Annotated in this window: 16 protein-coding genes; 4 read left to right on the forward strand and 12 right to left on the reverse strand. The window is 44.7% G+C overall.

What is annotated here, in order from left to right; all coding sequences use genetic code 11:
* Nucleotides 1-100 precede the first annotated feature (100 nt).
* The 3 genes from rnr to BFG52_RS14490 all read left to right on the forward strand — a co-directional run bounded on the left by rnr (nucleotide 101) and on the right by BFG52_RS14490 (nucleotide 4,176).
* Nucleotides 101-2,593: a ribonuclease R gene (gene rnr / locus BFG52_RS14480; protein WP_067557773.1), complete on the forward strand. Its 2,493-nt coding sequence runs from the start codon at nucleotides 101-103 to the stop codon at nucleotides 2,591-2,593.
* A 146-nt stretch (nucleotides 2,594-2,739) separates the two neighbouring features.
* Nucleotides 2,740-3,633 (forward strand): VanW family protein, encoded by an 894-nt coding sequence (locus BFG52_RS14485; protein ID WP_067557776.1) that lies wholly within the window; start codon nucleotides 2,740-2,742, stop codon nucleotides 3,631-3,633.
* Nucleotides 3,634-3,822: 189 nt separating this feature from the next.
* Nucleotides 3,823-4,176 carry a hypothetical protein gene (locus BFG52_RS14490; protein ID WP_067557779.1) on the forward strand — a complete coding sequence of 118 codons (354 nt, stop codon included), beginning with the start codon at nucleotides 3,823-3,825 and terminating at the stop codon, nucleotides 4,174-4,176.
* A gap of 158 nt (nucleotides 4,177-4,334) precedes the next feature.
* On the opposite strand, the gene BFG52_RS14495 is transcribed toward BFG52_RS14490, so the two are convergent.
* The 8 genes from BFG52_RS14495 to BFG52_RS14530 form a co-directional block, all read right to left on the reverse strand.
* The gene (locus BFG52_RS14495) at nucleotides 4,335-5,159 is read right to left on the reverse strand and encodes a hypothetical protein (RefSeq protein WP_067557782.1); all 825 of its coding nucleotides are present in this window, start codon (nucleotides 5,157-5,159) and stop codon (nucleotides 4,335-4,337) included.
* 120 nt (nucleotides 5,160-5,279) lie between these two features.
* Nucleotides 5,280-6,374: a 3-dehydroquinate synthase gene (gene aroB, locus BFG52_RS14500; RefSeq protein ID WP_067557784.1), complete on the reverse strand. Its 1,095-nt coding sequence runs from the start codon at nucleotides 6,372-6,374 to the stop codon at nucleotides 5,280-5,282.
* Nucleotides 6,375-6,404: 30 nt separating this feature from the next.
* Nucleotides 6,405-6,959: a shikimate kinase AroK gene (gene aroK, locus BFG52_RS14505; RefSeq protein WP_067557787.1), complete on the reverse strand. Its 555-nt coding sequence runs from the start codon at nucleotides 6,957-6,959 to the stop codon at nucleotides 6,405-6,407.
* Between the two features lie 36 nt (nucleotides 6,960-6,995).
* Nucleotides 6,996-8,939: a type IV pilus secretin PilQ gene (locus tag BFG52_RS14510; RefSeq protein ID WP_067557790.1), complete on the reverse strand. Its 1,944-nt coding sequence runs from the start codon at nucleotides 8,937-8,939 to the stop codon at nucleotides 6,996-6,998.
* Nucleotides 8,940-9,410: 471 nt separating this feature from the next.
* Nucleotides 9,411-10,064 carry a pilus assembly protein PilP gene (locus tag BFG52_RS14515; RefSeq protein WP_067557793.1) on the reverse strand — a complete coding sequence of 218 codons (654 nt, stop codon included), beginning with the start codon at nucleotides 10,062-10,064 and terminating at the stop codon, nucleotides 9,411-9,413.
* A complete protein-coding gene (locus BFG52_RS14520; protein ID WP_067557795.1) occupies nucleotides 10,061-10,792 on the reverse strand; it encodes a type IV pilus inner membrane component PilO in 732 nt (243 codons plus the stop codon). Before BFG52_RS14520 ends, BFG52_RS14515 begins: the two co-directional genes overlap by 4 nt.
* Complete coding sequence (locus BFG52_RS14525; protein WP_067557798.1) at nucleotides 10,792-11,403, reverse strand: PilN domain-containing protein; 612 nt, start codon at nucleotides 11,401-11,403, stop codon at nucleotides 10,792-10,794. Before BFG52_RS14525 ends, BFG52_RS14520 begins: the two co-directional genes overlap by 1 nt.
* Nucleotides 11,400-12,461 carry a pilus assembly protein PilM gene (locus BFG52_RS14530; protein ID WP_067557801.1) on the reverse strand — a complete coding sequence of 354 codons (1,062 nt, stop codon included), beginning with the start codon at nucleotides 12,459-12,461 and terminating at the stop codon, nucleotides 11,400-11,402. The genes BFG52_RS14525 and BFG52_RS14530 overlap by 4 nt, the downstream gene beginning before the upstream one ends.
* 158 nt (nucleotides 12,462-12,619) lie before the next feature.
* Here BFG52_RS14530 and ponA point away from each other — a divergent pair, with 158 nt between their 5' ends.
* Complete coding sequence (ponA, locus tag BFG52_RS14535) at nucleotides 12,620-15,157, forward strand: penicillin-binding protein PBP1a (RefSeq protein WP_067557804.1); 2,538 nt, start codon at nucleotides 12,620-12,622, stop codon at nucleotides 15,155-15,157.
* Between the two features lie 147 nt (nucleotides 15,158-15,304).
* Here ponA and BFG52_RS14540 read toward each other — a convergent pair whose 3' ends face one another.
* The 4 genes from BFG52_RS14540 to BFG52_RS14555 form a co-directional block, all read right to left on the reverse strand.
* Entirely contained in the window at nucleotides 15,305-16,123 is an 819-nt protein-coding gene (locus tag BFG52_RS14540; RefSeq protein ID WP_067557807.1) for a putative RNA methyltransferase, read from the reverse strand.
* 88 nt (nucleotides 16,124-16,211) lie between these two features.
* On the reverse strand, nucleotides 16,212-17,330 hold the full coding sequence (gene mraY / locus BFG52_RS14545; RefSeq protein ID WP_067557810.1) for a phospho-N-acetylmuramoyl-pentapeptide-transferase: 1,119 nt from the start codon (nucleotides 17,328-17,330) through the stop codon (nucleotides 16,212-16,214).
* The gene (locus BFG52_RS14550) at nucleotides 17,330-18,724 is read right to left on the reverse strand and encodes a UDP-N-acetylmuramoyl-tripeptide--D-alanyl-D-alanine ligase (RefSeq protein ID WP_067557813.1); all 1,395 of its coding nucleotides are present in this window, start codon (nucleotides 18,722-18,724) and stop codon (nucleotides 17,330-17,332) included. Before BFG52_RS14550 ends, mraY begins: the two co-directional genes overlap by 1 nt.
* An 8-nt stretch (nucleotides 18,725-18,732) precedes the next feature.
* Nucleotides 18,733-20,241 (reverse strand): UDP-N-acetylmuramoyl-L-alanyl-D-glutamate--2,6-diaminopimelate ligase, encoded by a 1,509-nt coding sequence (locus BFG52_RS14555; protein WP_067557816.1) that lies wholly within the window; start codon nucleotides 20,239-20,241, stop codon nucleotides 18,733-18,735.

Raw genomic sequence — 20,241 nt, forward strand, 5'->3', positions numbered from 1 at the left:
GATTACTTGCGAAATTTAGACAGATTCATGCAATCATTTACGTGCAGTATCGCGCCGCATGACTTATGCTAGTGGCAACTTATAGAAATAGTTTTTAGACATGATGAAAAACTGGAAAGATCCTGAAGCGAAAGCAGAAGCAGCACGCTATGACAATCCAATTCCAAGTCGCACCCTTATTTTAGAGACCATTAAAAATAATCAAAAAGCCTTATCTCATGCCGATCTTGTTGATATCTTTCAATTAGAAGACCAAAGAAGTATTGAAGCGCTGAGTCATCGCTTGAGTGCCATGTTGCGTGATGGCCAACTGATGAAAGAGGGTATACATTTTCAGCTTATGGCTGAGCAACCGATTTATGACGCTACAATTTATATCAACCATAAAGGCTTTGGGAGTGCTCAAATCCCTGGTCAGCCAGAACTTTTATTGGCTGAACGTGAACTACGCTTAGTCTTTCAAGGTGATCGTGTAAAAGTTCAACAAACCTCGATAGACCGTAAAGGCAAAGCATGGGGATATATTGTTGAAGTGACTGAACGCCGCGTCAAACAACTTATTGGCAAACTTGAAGTTTTTGAAGGTGAATATCATCTACAAGCTGCTGCACCCAATGCACATCAACCCATTACCTTAGAAAAAGCCTTGATTGAGCATGCACAAGCCAAGGTTGGTGATCACTTACGTATTGCTATTGATGACTATCCAACACGCGATGAATTTGCCACAGGGCATATCGTGCAGTCGATGGCAGATAAAGCCGATACGGAAATTATTATCCCGCAAACCATTTTAGAATATGGGCTACCTTTTGAGTTTCCCGAAGCCGTTTTAAATGAAGCGGCAAGTTTTAAAGAACCCAATGCACGTGATCGCGCAGGACGAGAAGATTTACGTGATCTGGCACTGGTAACCATCGATGGTGAAGATGCTCGCGATTTTGACGATGCCGTCTATGCTGAGAAACGTCCGGGCGGAGGGTATCGGGTTGTAGTTGCCATTGCCGATGTCAGCCACTATGTTCGCCTAGGCAAAGCACTGGATGATGAAGCCCAAGAGCGTGGGACTTCGGTCTACTTCCCACACTTTGTCTTACCGATGTTGCCTGAAGCATTGTCCAATGGTTTGTGTTCACTCAACCCCAATGTAGACCGACTATGTATGGTCTGTGATCTCAACCTTTCTCGGGCGGGACGGGTTACAGCCTATCGCTTCTACCCTGCAGTGATGCATTCCAAAGCACGCCTCACTTACACACAAGTTGCCGACTATTTTGCAGGTGATAGCCAAGCTGTGCCAGCACAAACCGATGTGCGCAAATCACTCAATACCTTATTCCAACTCTATCATGTGCTCAAAGGTTTACGTGAACAACGTCATGCGATGGAGTTTGAAACCGTCGAAACCTATATGACCTTCGATGAGCTTGGGGGTATTTCGCAAATCTTGCCACGCACCCGGAATGATGCGCATAAACTCATCGAAGAGTGCATGTTATTGGCCAACGTTGCGGCAGCAGAATATGCCATAAAGCATGATGTCCCCATGCTATACCGTGTTCATCAACCGCCAGAGTTTGCCCGTATTCAAAAAGTACGTGATTTTGTCAAACTGCTTGGATTGCCCTTTCCAGAACAACCGACACAAGCCGATTATCAAGCGGTTATTGAAGCAACCAAAGATCGAATTGATGCACCGAGTATTCATGCGGTATTGTTACGCTCTATGATGCAAGCATATTATGGTGCTGCAAATGAAGGGCATTTTGGGCTGGCTTACGATGCCTATACGCATTTTACCTCGCCAATCCGTCGTTATCCCGATCTACTTTTGCATCGTGCAATCAAAGCACAACTCGCGCAAAAACCGTACCCACTGTCTGGTGCCGCCTTGGAAGATGCAGGCGAACATTACTCAGCCACAGAACGCCGTGCCGATGAAGCCTCGCGCTCGGTGACCAGCTGGCTAAAATGTCACTATATGCATCAACATTTAGGGGAAGAATTCAACGGCGTGATTAGTGCCGTCACTGAGTTTGGTCTATTTGTGACGCTGAAAGATCTCTATGTTGATGGCATGATCCATGTCAGTAACTTAGGCGATGACTTCTTCTTATATGAACAGCGCAGTCAAAGCTTGATTGGGCAAAATCATGGTCAATGCTTTGGTCTGGGTGATGAAGTCAAAATCAAGGTCGCAATGGTGAGCTTAGAAGAACGCAAGATTGATTTCGAGCTACTACAGCAAATCAGTCATGCTGGTCGTATCATTCGCCAACGCGCACCTCGCAGCAATAGCAACAGCAACAGCAACAGCAACAGCAACAGCAACAGAAAAAATAGTCCGCGCAGCAATAGCAAGCCGATTACTCCGCCTGTCGCTGAACAAGTCTTTATGACAACACCATCTCATGCTGAGCAAAGTGACAACAACACCCCAGCCAAGGACAAGAAAAAGACTAAAGCAAAGGCTAAAACCAGCTCTTATACCAAGAAACCGGTAAAAAAAGCACGGGTTAAGACCGAAGACAAAGCCAAGAAAAAAAATAAGCTAAAAAAGAAAAAGGCTAATGCAAAAGCACGTACCGAATAACACGGCGTTTTGCTTGAAAATTTAGTTTCTTTGTTTAAGAGTTTAAGCGCAAGTAGCAGCAATACAGGTTGCTGCTACTTGCAATCATCCAACTACGGCATATAGCATACTTCTACTGAAAGATTCATAGCCACAAATAATAAGATATGTCCTTTAAAACACGACGTTTATTTGCAAAACCCCTCAGCCAATATCATCCCTTGCTGTACTGGCTCATCACACGTGGCCGGCAACTTCATCGTTGCTGGCAATGGCGACATGATGGGCGTGATTATGCACAGCAATTACACGCTGAAAAATTACCCTATCGTATTAAGAAACATCAATCTGTTCTTGTGCGTAAGCTCGGAGACAGTGATCTGCAATGGCAATACAACAAAATCATTAATTTAAAATTAGCCAGCGCTAAAATAAATAACATCATTATCCACCCGCAACAGGTTTTTTCTTTTTGCCAGCTGGTCGGACGCCCGACCACAGCACAAGGCTATGTGGAAGGTATGGAACTGAGTTTTGGGCAAGCACGCGGCGGTATAGGCGGTGGTATTTGTCAAATTGCCAATCTGATTCATTGGCTGGTTTTGCATAGTCCTTTACAGGTTATACAACGTGCACAGCATTCCTTCGATCCCTTTCCAGACCAAGGGCGTGTTTTACCCTTTGGTAGTGGCGCTGCGATTTTTTACAACTATATTGACTACCAGTTTTATAATCCAACCGATCACGATTTCCAAATTCGGCTATGGTTTAGTGAAAAATGTTTAGAAGGTGAATTACGCTGTACAACAGACTTAGGCTATGTTTATAAAGTCTTTGAGAAAAATCATCAATTTATTCAAATTGCAGATGAGTATTATCGAAGTAATGAAATCTGGCGTCACCAAAAAGAAAAGTATAAAAGTGGTGAAATCATCGCGACTGAATGCATGACCAAGAACTTTGCCAAAGTGCTTTATGTTCCAGCACATGTGGATGCTTATTATGCAACACAGGCAGATTATCACAATCGGAATCTAGGCAAGCCGAGCAACAGCCCTTAAACTCTGGATTAATCTTGTCAAAGCTGAACCCAATATGAAATACTCTTGCTCAGGCACAGTTTATCTATTGCAGCGTGCTCTTATTTTTCCCAAGCCCAAATTAAATTTGGTGCAATGCCCCAACAAAATGCACAACAAGATACGAGCAATGCCGAACCATCAACCCAAGTCACTGTATAACGCTGCACGATGAATCTGCTAAAAGTCCTATACGCTGTGCTTATCCTCGCACTATGTGCTTATTTTTGGTGGCGTTTCTTTCTGCGTGATATGGTTTATCGCATCAAAAATCACAGAAATGGGCGCAGTACTACGGCAGAGATCATTGCGCGACAAGACATGCTGCTAAAAATACAACATCGTCCAATGTATCTCATCACTTTAAGATTCAAAGATTGTGATGACCACATACAGCAAGTCCAACTCAAAGTTTTGCTCCGCAAACAACAACTGGTAGATTTTAACTTAGGGCAATCTGTACCAATCCGCTATCACCCAGAGCATCTTGAGAATATTCAAATACCTGGTGTCATCGTGTTATAAGCGACTGTGCTAGGCTACTTTCCATTGAGCGTAAATCATCCCATTGAGCGTAAATCATCCATAGGAAAGACCATCCCCATCAACCTGAACTAAATATGCTTCAGAATCAAGCTCAGATCCTTAGAATACTTGATTGATAGCGCATCGCCCATAAAGCACTAAGGTGTATTGGCTCGACTTGTTTCAGGTGTAGACGCCTCTCTACTCCGTTCAACAGCTTTAGGGGCGCTATTTTGCGACTTTTGTACATCAACTACATTGCCCTCGGCATCCCGACGGGTAATGGTTGTGGTGGTTAAACTGTTTTCTACTGCTTTGGTCACTGGTTTTAATGCCGCCAAAACAGACTCATCAATGACCGGTAAAGCTGTTGGTTTTAGCTGAACAGCACGCAATTGTTGTGTACTTTGCAGCTCTTCACTACCTAAGTCATTGATCAAATCTTTGTAATCTGCCAAGGCTTTACTATAAGGCTGTACTGAGGCGGGCAAATTCATTTTCAAACGTTGTTGCTGTGCCTCTGCACTGCTTTTGTATACCCCATATGCCAATACATAGCGGTCGGGTTGATTCTTGGCATTTAAACGAAAATAAATAAAGTCTTTACGCGACGGTTGCTGACGTAAAAAGTTTTGAATGACTTCTTCTTTACTAGCTTGAAAAATAACAATGGTCCAGCGGTTGGCATGGTCTTGAAAGAATTTAGTCCCACGAAATTCTGGTCCATGTGTTCCTGTTGCCACAATACGTGTGGTGGTTTCTAAGGGACGGACTGCTGTGGTTAAACTGCCTAAATTGACTGTTGCTGCGACTTTTTCAGGCTGAATAGTGACTTGTTGCTCTTCGACGGGATTCTCAACATAGACCAGTTCTTTTTTATCTGTGATTGCCCAAAAAATCAGTGCGGCCAGCAAACACAATAAGCCTATGATCAGCCATATATACTGTTGAATCTGTTGCCAACGGCTTGTGCTTGCAGTCATGAAAACTCACCTATTGATAGATCAAAAGCAAGACCGTGTCATTATGCTGTCACGATCTTGCCGCGCTATTATAACGTGGCTTTGTTGAGTTTTCATTGCTCACCCAGCAAAGCCTGATGCTTAAACAGTTAGCGTTGCATCCTGATGGGCGAGAATCGCTTGTTGCATCGCCTCTACATCAAAATCTTTCGTAATGACGGCTTGCCCCAATTGCTGCAATAAAACCAAGCGTAGCTGCCCATTCAGAACTTTTTTGTCATGTGACATATAGGCTAAAAATTTCTCTAATGGAATCTTTGGACAAGCAACCGGAAGCTGTGCACGTAATAAAATGTTTTTACAACGTTCTACATCTGCCGAGCTAATCCAGCCCAGCCGTTGCGATAAATCTGCAGCCATCACCATACCCGTGGCAATGGCTTCTCCATGGAGCCAGACCCCATAGCCCAAATAAGATTCAATCGCATGACCAAAAGTATGACCGAGATTCAGCAAAGCACGTTCACCTTGTTCCTTCTCATCACTGGCAACAATACGCGCTTTGTGTGCACAAGAACGATAAACCGCCTCAGCCAATAATTGCCGATCACCCGCCACCAACTGTTCCATATGCTGTTCAAGCCAACATAAGAAATCTAGATCGCCCAGCAATGCATATTTGATCACTTCAGCCAAACCAGCGGAGAGCTCACGTGGTGGCAAGCTCGCCAAATGTGACATATCGGCGAGTACCACCTGCGGTTGCTGAAAGGCACCAATCATATTTTTGCCCAAGGGATGGTTAATGCCAGTTTTGCCACCCACACTTGAGTCAACCTGAGACAATAATGTGGTCGGCACTTGTACAAAGTACACACCACGCTGGAAACATGCCGAAGCAAAACCCGCCATATCGCCAATCACACCGCCGCCTAAAGCCAAGACGGTACAATCACGGTTAAAGCCAGCTTCTAATAGCGCATCAAAGATGAGATTGAGATGTTCAATATCTTTATAACGCTCACCATCGGGCAATACACAACTGGCGACTATTTTATCATTGGCTGCCAAGGCATCGAGATAGTGCTGTAAATACAGTGGTTGCACGGTATTGTTGGTCACAACCATCACTTGCTTGCCTTTAAGATAGGGCGCCAACAAATGACTGGTATCTAAATCACTCCCAATAAAAATAGGATAACGACGATCGCCAAGTTCTACGTGTAAAGTCTGCATGATATTTAATGAACATCCTCAGTGTTAACGCTAATTTTTTAAAGCTTGAATTTCTTTTGCAATAATCAGCTGCAAAATATGATAAGCCAAATCGCGGGCAGCACCCTGATTGGTCTCAATAATATGATGTGCTACCTCGCGATACAGTGGATCTCTCACCTCAAGCAAATCCTGCAATTTTTTTTCAGGATTTTCAACTTGTAATAATGGTCTGTTTTTATCACGATAGGTTCGCTGTAGCTGAATCTCAACAGGCGTATACAGATAAATCACGATACCACGTTGTTTTAAATAACCACGATTGACCTCTTGGGTCACTGCGCCACCACCCGTTGCCAACACCAAATGCTGTTGTTGGGTCAGCTGATCAATGACTGTGGACTCACGGGCTCGAAATCCTTGTTCACCTTCTTTTTCAAAAATCCAAGGAATATTGGCACCGGTTTTTCGTTCTATTTCATGATCACTATCCACGAACTCACGTCCAAGGAAATCGGCTAAATGCCGCCCCACTGTGGTTTTTCCGGCCCCCATTGGGCCAACCAGATAGATATTGGGTAAGCGATCAAACTCTTTGCTTGGCAAGGAGTCACCTATACTATTGCTTTCATTAGAAACATATTAATGATTTATCAATGAGCTGTCATTAACAATTCTTGGTGTGACAAAAATCAACAACTCACTTTTCTTGTCTGCGCTTTCATCTTTTCGGAATAAACGCCCCAAGGCTGGCAAATCACCCAGGATGGGCACCTTGGTTTTACGGTTTAAACGTTCTTGTTCAAAGATGCCACCCAGTACGACGGTTTCGCCACTTCGAACCAAGACATTGGTATCAATTTCATTTTTATTTAAGATGATTTCACCATTCGGTGCCAGTCCTGCAGGAGAGTCACTGGTAATGTGCAATTGCATTTGTACTTTGCCATCCGGCGTAATACTTGGTGTTACATCTAAGCTGAGTAAAGCATCTTTGTAGCTGGTGCTATGCTGACTGGTGTTATTGTATTGTTGTTGTGTTTGATACGGCACTTGCTGACCTGAAGCCACTTTGGCTTTTTGTTTATCTGCGGTCATGACTTTGGGGGTTGAAATAACTTCACCATGACCATCTGCCTGCAAAGCTGACAGCTCTAAATCCAGCAAAAAATCTGATAAATTGATTAAGCCAAATGCAATCTGACTGCGACCTGCTGCGGTTACACCTAAATCGACATTTAAATGATTGGACTGTTGTGTATTTTCACCGCTCTTCTCTCGGGTTAAATTTTGTAATGCCGCCTCACTTCCGGCGACAATCAGGTCATTCCCAGTCGCTAAAATTCCCCACTTCACCCCCATCTCCTGACTAAAATCTGTATTGGCACGGACGATTCTAGCCTCAACCATGACTTGCCGAATCGGCACATCTAATAAATCCACCAGTTGTAAAATTTTCTGCACATGATAGGCACTGTCATGAATAATTAAGGTATTGGTGCGTTGGTCTACCGACAAAGAACCGCGCTCACTCATTAAATTCAGTCCTGTTGCAAAGCGATTCTGTTGCTGAGCATGACTACGCTGATCCTCTGTAGCCACGCCCTGCTGACGATTGCGCTCTGTAGTTCTGCTTGCTTGTTGACGAATTAACTTTTCGATATCACTGGCTTTGGCATAGTTCAACTGGCGATAACGCGTCTGTAATACATCTAGTTGAGTATTTTGCTGGATCGCCTTGGCCTCATTCTCCTCGGCTTGAATCAACTCTGTGGTCGGAGCAATCCATAAAGTTTGACCGATCTGTCTTTTGGCTAAATTTTTAGTTTTTAAAATCGTTTCTAATGCATGCTCCCAAGCTACCTCTTTCAAATTTAGGCTAATACGCCCCTGTACACTGTCCGACAGCACCATATTGACTGCACTAAACTGTGCCAGCAACTGCAACACCCGACGCAACTCTATATCTTGAAAATCTAAAGAGATATTTTGTTGCTGTGGTTTTTTAGAGGCTATGTGCTGAGCGGTTTTAAGCGCATGACCATGCTCTACATGTAAAATAAAAACATCTTGTTCCCGTGCCACTTGATACGCCACAGGTCGCGCAGTCTGTATGACCAATACGGCATTGCCAGCATGGTTATAAATGCGTAATGCCTGAAAGTCATGCTGAAGCGATGGCGTTTGATACTTTTTGACCAGAGCAGCAGACCATTGCGCATTGAGCACTTGTAGTATCAGCTGCCTATGCTGCTGACGCACATCGATCTTAAGATCAGGCTGAGGCAAAGCAAATTGCAACCGGCTTTTCCCAGCCTGACTACGATAGATCTGTAAATCGTTAAGTTCTAAGGTCTTGGGTGCTAATAAGGGGATAGCTGTGGCGATGCTGGCATTGGATTGTTGAACTTGATTGTCTACAGCAACAGGGTCTGTTACAGCCAGCGCTTTGCTGGGACGGGTATCTGCGGCATGTAGCAAGCTCATCGCACATAAATAGATTGCAACCACATAAACACCATCTGCTCGAAAGCGCCCAATACCGTGTCTATAGCGTCTATAGTGTCTATATCGATAAATCCGCATGATTTTTTGCCTCCAGCTTATTATTTTGACTTTATTCTTTAATTTTTTGAGCGGATTTCGCCCTATTTCTATTCTTTATTCTTTATTCGCTATTTGCTATTTGCTATTTGCTATTTGCTATTTGCTATTTGCTATTTTCCAGCTGTATCTGATCAACGCTACAGCCTCAACTCTTCTTCAGCCTTTCGCTTGTTTGACCTACTATTGTTTGAGATTTCGCAGCCTATTGCGATGGTTTTTAGATCATCCACAAAATATCAGACCAATGCCTAACAACTAGGGCAATCAAATGATCAACACATGTTCTTGGGGGCAGAACCTGCTTGATAAGAACCTGTTTGATAAGAATTTACTTGATGGGAAGTTTCTTGATGAGAGTTTCTTGATAAGAATTTACCTGATGAAGCAATGCTCTAGGCTGGGCTAAATTCTTCTATGGGGTACAACCGTGTTTAACTTGCGCGGGTCTGTTCACTGCTCCTCAAGGCGCTCTGGCATTGCGGGCTGTAAAGGCATAACACTTTTTGAGATTTCACTGGGCTGTGAAGCGTTGGGTGCAGCCTGTTCTGTGCCTTGTTGCGGTGGCTTGATGCTCGGCTTGGTCTGCGACTCTACGGATAAAACAGAGTTGGGCTGGCGATGAATATATTGAATTATTGGACTATTTTTGCTCATCTCAACAATTTCAACTTTGTCTTCATCGATATGACGCACTCGACCCTGATTGGGTCCCACTAGACTACCTAAACCCACCAAATCGAGTTCACCATCTGGACTTTGTAATAAGGCCATGCGCTGGCCTGATTTTGCGATTACACCTTTCATATGTAAGTGTTGCAGCTCGATATCCTGTAAAGAGTGTGTTAATGCACGATTTTGCTGAGTATCGCTCGATGTCGTGCTGGTCCGCCAAGTCGATGGGATAAACGGATCTCGTGGCGGTGCGGTATAACGAAATTGTGGTGCTTTGTGTAAATTTACTGTGTCTTGAATTGCTTTTTGATCTCTGGCTTGAATCTCGGTCATTTTTTGATTGACCACATCAACCCGTGATTCACAAGCCACCAATCCCAATACACTCAAGCCCAAAAGTGTTTTTAAGGCGATGTCAGACCAAGCTTTCATTGCAAATGCTCCGTAGTCTGTTGACGATGTACAGCCCCATCGGAATGTGCCGACAATGCCTGTTCTGCCACAGTTTTTGTTGGCTGCTCGGCATCGATATAACGATAACTCAATAGTTTAAACTGGGTGTTAATCCGTGGATGTTGACTCTGCACGATGTCATTTTGCATAACAAAATCCTGTATCACCATTAAATCATCCAAGGCAGCAAGCTGTGTAGAAAACAGCGCCAGTGCATGATAATCACCCACAACCGTCAATGAAATCGGTTGTTCTATAAAATAGGGCTGTACCTGCTCTGCTTCAATCTGTATGTCTTGCAAGACCACCTTGGAGTGCTTCGCTGCTTGCTGTAAGCGGCTGATTAAAGCTGGCATTTGGCTAGCCGACAACGATGCCGCACTCAGCTGTTGAATTTTCTTTTGTAATGCTTGATCGCCCTGCCGTGATTGTTGTAATTGTTGCAGCTGGAGATACTGTTCTGAAAACTGCTGCAATAACTGCCGTTCTTCGAGTCGAGCCTGCTGTAAAGCCCTGTGTTGCGGTTGAATCGCTAGCACAAAACCAATCGCAAAGACCAATAGAAAAATCAATAACCAACTACATAGCTTAACGGTCAAGGGCCAGGTGGCAAATTGGTTGAGCTGCAAATTTTGGAACTGGGCAATAAACGTCTGCCAACTGGCTTGTTTCAGACGGCGCCATCTCTCAATCTGTGGCAATTTCATTATTGCTCCTTGCCAGCCGTAGCGGGACGCAAAGCATAAGCCAGCTCACTCAATGCAACATCTACCACAAAATCGCCATAGTCCGCTGTTGGATGTGCCGCACTGGCGCGCTGGGTCTGCTCCGTCGCAGGGCTTTGATAGCTGTGCATGACCCCAGCTTGAAACCATTGACTTGCCGCCAAGGCATTGAGCAATTGTGTCACCGCATCTGGATTTTCTGCGCGGCCTTGTAGCGTCATTTTTTGCCCTTGGCGATTCAGTTTAATCAGATATAAATTGGCTGGGGTAAGTGTAGCAATCTCTTGTAAAATTCTTGCAGTCAATGGACGCTGCGCCTCTATATTTTGTAATACTGCGATTTGCTGTAAAAGCTGTTGATGCTGCTGTTGTTGTTGTGAAGAGCCTTTTAATTGTACCTGAATATTTTGATTGCTATTTTTAATTAATTGATTGGCTTGTTGTTGGTCATTCAACTGATGCACCACATAAAACCAAGACAAGATCAACAGCAGTAATGCCAGCATGACCATACAAATGCACATCATCATAAACTGCTGGCGTTTAAATTCGCGTTGTTGTTGCCGCCAAGGCAGTAAATTAATACGTGTCATGGATCGAAGCTCCTCAATGCCAAACCACATGCAGTTAATAAAGATGGCGCATCATTTTTAAGTTTCTTTTGATCAATTTGTGGCGAAAGCCCCATATGTAGAAATGGATTGGCAATAGAGACTGGACAGCCTATTTTACGCTGTAAGCGTGCAGCCAGCCCGTCAATATTGGCATTGCCACCCGCCAACAAAACATGATCCAGTGCATGATACGCCGTACTCGAATAAAAAAACTGTAAGGACTTGATGACGTGTTGCACCACATTTTCTAAAAAAGGTGTGAGCACTTGTGTTTCATAATCATCAGGTAAAAGTTTAGTCTTTTTAGCACGTCCTGCTTCTTCAAAGGACAATCCATAATAGTCCTGAATCTGTTGTGTGAGCTGTTGCCCACCAAAAACATGTTCTCGCGTATAAATAATTTTGCGCTGTTCCAAGACCGACAAAGTGGTCAGGGTATGTCCAATATCTAGAATTGCCACCAGCCGTGTCCCGATGGGTAATAAATCGGAGAAGACTTCTGACGCACGCTCAATCGCATAACGCTCTACGTCAGCGATAGTAACGCTTAATCCAGCCAATTCCAAGGCTTTAACACGTGTTTGAATATGTTCAGTCCGTGCCGCAACAAGAAGCACGTTCACTTGATCGGCAGCATGTGAACTGGGTCCTAGTACTTCAAAATCTAAACTCACTTCTTCTAATGGAAAAGGAATGTGTTGATCTGCTTGGAGACGAATTTGCATTTCACGGCTGTCATCATCGAGTTCGGCATCCATTTCAATGATTTTTTCGATTGCCATCCGACTCGGAATCGCAATAGCCGCCTGATGTGCGTAGGGATTGGCAATATGAATTGCATCGACCAAGGCATTGGCGATCACATCGGGATCATCACTATTTTTGTCGGCATCATGGCAATTTTTCAAAGGGCTTAAACCATAGCTTTCTACCCAGTAGCGACCATTTTTTATAGAAAGCTCTAGGACTTTCACAGAAGTCGAACTAATATCGACACCGATCAGATGGTGACGCTGTTTTTGAAAAACTTTGAACACAGTGATAATCCATTTTTCTTATAAATAACAATAGCTGATATTATACGCTTGGTTTATTTTTTTCTGCAGATACTCTAACGCATCTAACAATCCTTTAAACGAAAAGTTATACTGACGTCAATTTAATGGCTAAGCGCTCATATTAAAACTTACTTGTTATGAAAAAGCTATCTCGTTCGGGTTCTATTCATCCAATATTTTTACTGCTTGTGATACTGCTCACCGCTGTACCTATGGGCTTTTATGGGATGTATCTTTATATCGCCCCGTCTTTACCTGAAATGAGCTCATTAAAAAAAGCGCCACTACTCAAACCATTACAAGTGTATAGCGCAGACCAAGAACTCATCGCAGAATATGGTGGCAAACTTTCTGTCCCTGTGACCTATGCACAAATTCCAACGCACTTTACCTATGCGTTCTTAGCCGCAGAAGACTCTTCTTTCTTTGAACATAGCGGTATTAGTTTTAAGAGTTTGGGACGAGCCCTCAGTGAAACCATTATGGGCTCAAATCAAACTGGTGGTTCAACCATCACCATGCAGGTTGCCAAAAACTACTATTTATCGCCTGAACGCACGCTCAAACGCAAACTTACAGAAGTATTCTTGGCGCGACGTATCGAGCAAAAGCTTTCTAAAGAAGATATTTTGACCCTTTATGTCAATAAAATTTTCTTAGGAAAAAATGCCTATGGTATTGCAGCAGCAGCAAAAATTTACTACAACAAAAATCTCGATGAACTCAGTATTGCCCAAATGGCAATGATTGCCGGACTGCCCAAAGCACCATCCAAATACAATCCAGTGGTCAACCCTGACCGAGCATTAGAACGCCGTAATTGGATTTTAGGACGTATGTTACAGCTGGGGCGTATTACTGAAAACGAATATAAAACCGCAGTCAGTGAGCCGATTAATCTCGATATGCCTGATCGCGGTATTGCCAATAAATACCCCTATGTTGGGGAAATGGTTCGTGCTGAATTGGTCGATAAGTTTGGTGAGCAAGCCATCGATTCAGGTTATAAAGTCTATACCACCATCGACAGCAAGCGTCAGCAATATGCCGAAGAAGCAGTACAAAGTGGGCTAGAAGCATATGACCGTCGTCATGGCTGGCGTGGTGCAGAGGCCAATGGCAAACCGCTTTCTGACTTTATTGCCTATGCCAATACCTACCCTGCCGAAGTGATCAAAGTCAATCAGAATAGCTTTGAAGCCAAAATGCAAGATGGTAAAACCGTGAGCGTCCCTTGGTCGGGTATGTCGTGGGCACGGCGTTATATCAATGCCAATAGTGTCGGTGGCGCACCGAGTAATGCGGCACAAATTGTAAAATTACATGATATTGTCCGATTGCGCCCCAATGCTGAAAAAACCGTATGGAACTTAACTCAGGTTCCCAATGTACAAGGACAGCTGATCTCAATAGACCCCAATGACGGCGCAATTATTGCCATTGTCGGTGGATATAACTTTTATCAATCCACCTTTAACCGTGCCATCCAAGGCTGGCGGCAACCCGGTTCTACCATTAAACCCTTTGTCTATGCTTTGGCGCTCGAACGTGGCATGACCCCTTTTACCATGGTTGAAGATAACCCAATCACGATTGGTCGTTGGTCACCTCGTAATGCCGATGGTCGTTATCTGGGGATGATTCCACTGCGTCGCGCCCTGTATTTGTCACGTAATACCGTCTCAGTACGCTTATTACAAAGTGTCGGACTAGAGCGTGCCAGACAGTTGTTTATGGACTTTGGCCTACAAGACAATCAAATTCCACGCAACTACACCATCGCCTTAGGGACACCACAAGTTCTGCCTATTCAGATGGCAACAGGCTATGCCACCTTTGCCAATGGCGGTTATCGCGTGCAGCCTTATTTTATTAGTCGTATCGAAGATGCCTATGGCAAAGTCATTTACGAAGCTAATCCTGAATATGCTTGTATTCCGTGTATTAACAAAAACAAAAATACGGCACAACAAGCAGCAGAAACCCCTGATGATGAAATCATTGCCGATGTAAAAGCGACCAATACCGTCAAAGCTCAAGCACTGAGCAAAGAAGAACAAAGCCAATACCGTCAAGCGCAGCGCATTATCAAATCAAGTTCTGCATATGACATGGCAAATATTCTACAAGACGTGATTGTACATGGTACGGGACGTGCTGCACTGCGTACAGGGCGCGATGATATTGGCGGAAAAACCGGAACCACCAACGATGCCAAAGATGCTTGGTTCGCAGGCTTCAACGGCCGTCTAGTTACTATTACGTGGGTGGGCTTTGACCGTCCAACCACTTTAGGTCGTCGTGAATACGGCGGCATTGCTGCACTGCCTATCTGGAGTGACTATATGGGCAAGGCCTTAAAAGGCACGCCATCTGCTTGGGTGGAGTACGACAAAGAAGCACAAGCGCCTTTATCTCGTGATGAACGCAGTCAGCCACAAACAGAGATCATTAAAGAGGAATATCGCACCTCACCGCCATTGCCTCGACCGATTTATCGTCCAGCACCGAAGGTGGTAGAGCGTAATCCATCTCATGACTTTGATGATTTACCGGGTGAAAAACAAGGGATTAGCCCAACGAGTAGCAATACTGAACCGGTGGCTAAGCCCAAAGCAGCAAAACGTGAAGCCCCTAAGGATAATCTCGAGAGTCTTATTCAGATGATTGATTAACCTGCTACACCGGTTTTAGATGTGCAGTAATGCACTGACTTGGCACTTAAATCCTTGCTGGGCAAAGTCGAAGACCAAAGCCAAGTAATAAACCCGCGCATAAAAAAACCGATACGAAGATCGGTTTTTTTATGCGCGGCTAACTGCTTACAATTTTTGCAATATGTAAATTTGAAAACATGCAGTTAGGGCAAAGCTCGACATGCTTTCCAGTGCTGCGCGGCGCTCTGCTTTGGCTTTATAAGCATAAGGGGTCATGGCAATCAGATCTTTGAGTTGCTGTTGATTTAACAGCAAGTCGGCACGAATTTCACGTTGTTGACACAATGCAAAATCTGCAGCTAATGGCGCGATGATCTTGTCAGGCTCATGCAAATTCACCATCTCAAATAGCGCCTCACGCATGGCATATAAATGTTCTGCAGCTGGACGAACCACCAACAAATAGCCCTTGGGTTTGAGCACACGAACGATTTCATCTACTGGGATCGGGCTAAATAAACTGCTACATAGATCTAAGCTATGATCTAATACCGGTAGTGTTGCGCCTGTGCCCACCACCCAAGTCACATCCTGACGTGTTTTGGCGGCAACCTGTACTGCACGTTTGGCAATATCAACACCGATACAGTGTTGAACTACATCACGCATCGCTGCGGTATAGTACCCCTCGCCACAGCCAATATCTAAGATACGCGTTACACCATTGCCCTCAGTCTGCAAATCTTGTATTGCCGCGAGTACAGCCTGTTGCAAGGGTTGATAACACCCGGTTGCCAAAAATGCCCGACGTGCTTGTACTGCCTCACTGGTATCCCCAGGTTGTTTACTATGTTTATGCTGTACCACATGTAAGTTGATATAGCCTTGTTTGGCAACATCATAGCTATGGTTTTGGCTACAACGCCAGCTTTGACCTTGTTGTTGCAAGGTCGCTTTACATACTGGGCAACTCAATATGCTCATGTCTAAAAACTCCCAACAAAAAAGTCGGCGCTTGCCGACTTTTCAAGCATTTCCCTGTCAGAGACTGGGAAATATATGATTGAATTGCTTAACGTAATTTTAAGGTCATCAAACCTAATACCACCAAAATAATGGTGATAATCCAGAAACGAATCACCACTTGGGTTTCACGCCAGCCTTTTTTCTCATAATGGTGATGCAACGGTGCCATCAAGAATACCCGTTTATTGCGCATACGCAATGAACCGATTTGTAAGAATACCGAAATGGCTTCAACCACAAAAACACCACCCATGATCGCAAATACAATTTCCTGACGGACCATCACGGCAATCGTACCCAGCATTGCCCCCAGTGCCAAAGCTCCGACATCACCCATGAAGACTTGTGCAGGGTGTGCGTTATACCATAAAAAGGCCAGACCAGCACCGACCATGGCCGCACAGATCACCACCAATTCGGATGAGTATTTTACATAAGGAATATGCAGATAATCTGCAAAACGCACATCACCGGCTAAATAAGCAAATACCCCTAAACCAGCGGCCACCAGCACCACAGGCATAATTGCTAAACCATCTAAACCATCGGTCAAGTTCACCGCATTGGAAGCACCATTAATCACCAAATAAGTAAAGGCAATAAAAGCGATGCCCAAAGGTACAGCCGATAAAGGAATGCTTAAGTTTTTAAAGAACGGAATCAGCAAGTCCAGCATATTTGCGGTGTGGACCGGATTGGCTTGTTGGGTGGCAATCACATATAACGCGATCCCGGCACCAAGAGAACCTACAGAAGTCCAAAAGAACTTCTTACGCGCAGGCAAACCGGCATTGTCTTTATAACGTACTTTAATCCAGTCATCCGCCCACCCCACGGCACCGAAAATCACCATCACCGCCAGTACAATCCAGACATAAGGGTTACTCAGGTCTGCCCAGAGCAAGGTACTCACACCTATAGACAACAACACCAAGACCCCACCCATGGTCGGGGTACCCATTTTTTTGGCATGGTTTTCTGGTGCATAGGAACTTACCGCTTGCCCGTATTTGAGCGCATGTAATTTACGGATCATGACCGGACCGAGGACCAGACCAAAAATCAGTGCGGTTAATACACTCAATAAGGCTCTGAGTGTTAAATAACGGACCACTTGGAACGAGCTGTTATAGCCCGCCAGGTGTTCAAATAACCATAACAGCATTAATTTTTCTCCATCAATTCAGTCATTAGGGTTTCCATATGGCTAGAACGCGAACCTTTAAAGAGTAAACTCATCGACTGTGGTTGATGGGTTTCTATTAAACGCTGCAACGCAGTGAAAGCCTCAGCTTGTGTGTCATAAGCCGTTACGGTATCGCTTGCTGCCCCTGCGGCAACAGCATGGGCAAATTGTCCAACCGCAACAATATGATCGAGTTGGTAGTGCAATAAAGCATGCCCTAAATCATGGTGTTGTTGCCATGCTTCTGCTCCCAACTCACCAATATCCCCCATGACCATCACTTTTAAACCCGCTTGTTGTTGTAACACAGCTGCGGCAGCACGCATGGAATTGGGATTGGCATTATACGTATCATCAATCCACAATAGATTGTTTTTTTGAATAAAATTTAAGCGCCCTTGCACGGATGCCGCTGTGGCTAAACCGGCAACGATATGCTCTAGTGCGATCCCCATGGCCAGCGCAAAGGCAGCCGCCGCTTCAGCATTGTGGACATTATGCAAGCCAGCAAAAGGCAAGTTAATCTGAGCTTCGCCTGCTGGGCTATGCAAGACAAAACGGGTGCTTTGTGCTGCTAGCTCGATATCACTTGCATAAACATCACCTTGCTGCCCAAAAGCCAAGACTTGATGCCCTTGCGCAGCCTGTTGAATCTGCTCATGATAGTCATCTTCAGCAGGAATAACCGCCACACCTGCCGCAGCAATATGTGAATAAATCTCAGATTTTGCACGGCAAATACCATCACGCCCACCAAACTCGCCCAAATGGGCAGTGCCGATATTGAGAATACCTGCCACCTGTGGTGCCACCAATGCTGCGGTATAGTCAATTTCACCTTGATGATTGGCACCCAATTCAAATACCGCATAGCGATGTTCTGGACCTAATTCTAATAACATCATGGGTACACCCAAGTCATTATTGAGGTTGCCACGGGTGACCAAGGTTGCCGCCACAGGCGATAAAATACTGTTGAGCATTTCTTTAACCGTGGTTTTACCACTACTGCCCGTTAACGCCATCACTTTTAAATCTGGATATTGCGCACGGCGAAAAGCGCCTAACTGCGCCAATGCCAAGCGGGTGTCTTCAACCACTAACTGACAAATATCTACAGGGAGTGCTTGACTCACAATGGCAATATCACAGCCAGCTTGCGCAACATGTGGCACAAAGTGATGTGCATCGAAGCGTTCACCCTGTAAGGCCAAAAAAGCATCTCCAGCTTCAGCATGACGTGAATCTGTGACAATACGTTTAATCGCTTGTGTCGGTTGGCGATCTTGATACCAATACCCTTGCGTAGCCTGTTGTAATTGTTGCGCAGTCCACGGTTCTAGGGCACGGGTACTGGTGGTTGAGGTATGCATAATGATTCCTAGTTGGCAGGATAAGCAGTTGGATGACTATGTTGCGCTTGAATTGCAGCACGCACTTCAACAACATCATCAAACCAGTGCCGCACGCCATTTACTTCTTGATAATTTTCATGACCTTTCCCAGCAATCACCACAATATCACCCGCTTCAGCATGGTTTAATACGTAGCTGATTGCCTCACGGCGGTCAGGTATTTGTTGTATATGCTGGATTTCTAGATCCAGCCCGTGTTTCATATCGGCAAATATCTGCGCAGGATCTTCACTACGCGGATTATCTGAGGTCAACAGCACTTGATCGGCCAAGGCCAAGGCAGCTTGTGTCATTAAAGGGCGTTTACCACGATCGCGATCACCGCCACAACCAAAGACTGCCCATAAGCGGTGTTTGACATGACGTTTTAGGGTTGCCAAAACTTGTGTTAGGGCATCGGGCGTGTGGGCATAGTCGACCACAAAGAGTCTCTCACCATCACGCAGCACTTGCATACGTCCCGGAGCACCTTGTAACTGAGGCACTAAATCAATTAACTCGGCCAAATCAAAACCGAGCTGCTCCACCACGATTAAACTGGCAAGCAAATTTTCGATATTAAAATGACCCAATAATGGGCTATGCACAGCATATTCGGCTTGCTTGGTTTTTAAATGGAAATGTACACCATCGATAGCATATTGAATGGCAAAGACTTGATAGTCTGCGCCTTGGCGTGTCGAGTACGTCAATACTTTGGGGTGGGCTGGATTATTACTGGCCGCCTGTAACATCACCGCGGCATAAGGATCATCGCGGTTAATCACCGCAACCTCTAAACGACTAAACTGAAAAAGTTTTGCTTTGGCATCGGCATAAGCATCTAAGCTGCCATGATAGTCCAAATGATCACGGCTTAAATTGCTATAAGCCGCAATTTTAATATCACAACCATTGAGACGACCTTGTTGCAAACCATGTGAACTGGCTTCTAAGGCTGCATACTGTGCGCCTTGTTGTGCAAACTTAAACATAAGGTTTTGCAGCTGTACTGGATCTAAAGTGGTATGGCTCGAAGCTTCTAAACTTGGCAAAATCCCATTGCCGGTTGTCCCAAAGACCGCACAGCGTTGCGCCTTAAGGCTGATGAATTCTGCGATCAAACGAACAATTGTGGTCTTACCATTGGTTCCTGTTACCGCCAGTACCGGTAACGGCGCTAAACCTGTAGATCCTGTCAAATACGCTTGTTGCCACAGACCAATCTGGGCATTGACATCTGGGCAAACCCAAGCTTGTTCAAGCCCTGCATCGATTTGACTAATCACGCCCAATGCACCTTGCGCCAAAGCATCCGCTGCATATTGTTGAATTTTTTCAACCTGTTCGGCAGCACTCAGATGATAGCTATTCCGTGCAATAAAAATCTGCCCGGCTTTAACCTGTCGACTATCTAAGCTAAAACCTTGAAAAGCTTCTGTCATCCAGTCTAAAGGATCGTTGACTGGATGGATGTCTTGAAAACTAATACACAT

The organism is Acinetobacter larvae (assembly GCF_001704115.1).
GTDB classification, from domain to species: Bacteria; Pseudomonadota; Gammaproteobacteria; order Pseudomonadales; family Moraxellaceae; genus Acinetobacter; species Acinetobacter larvae.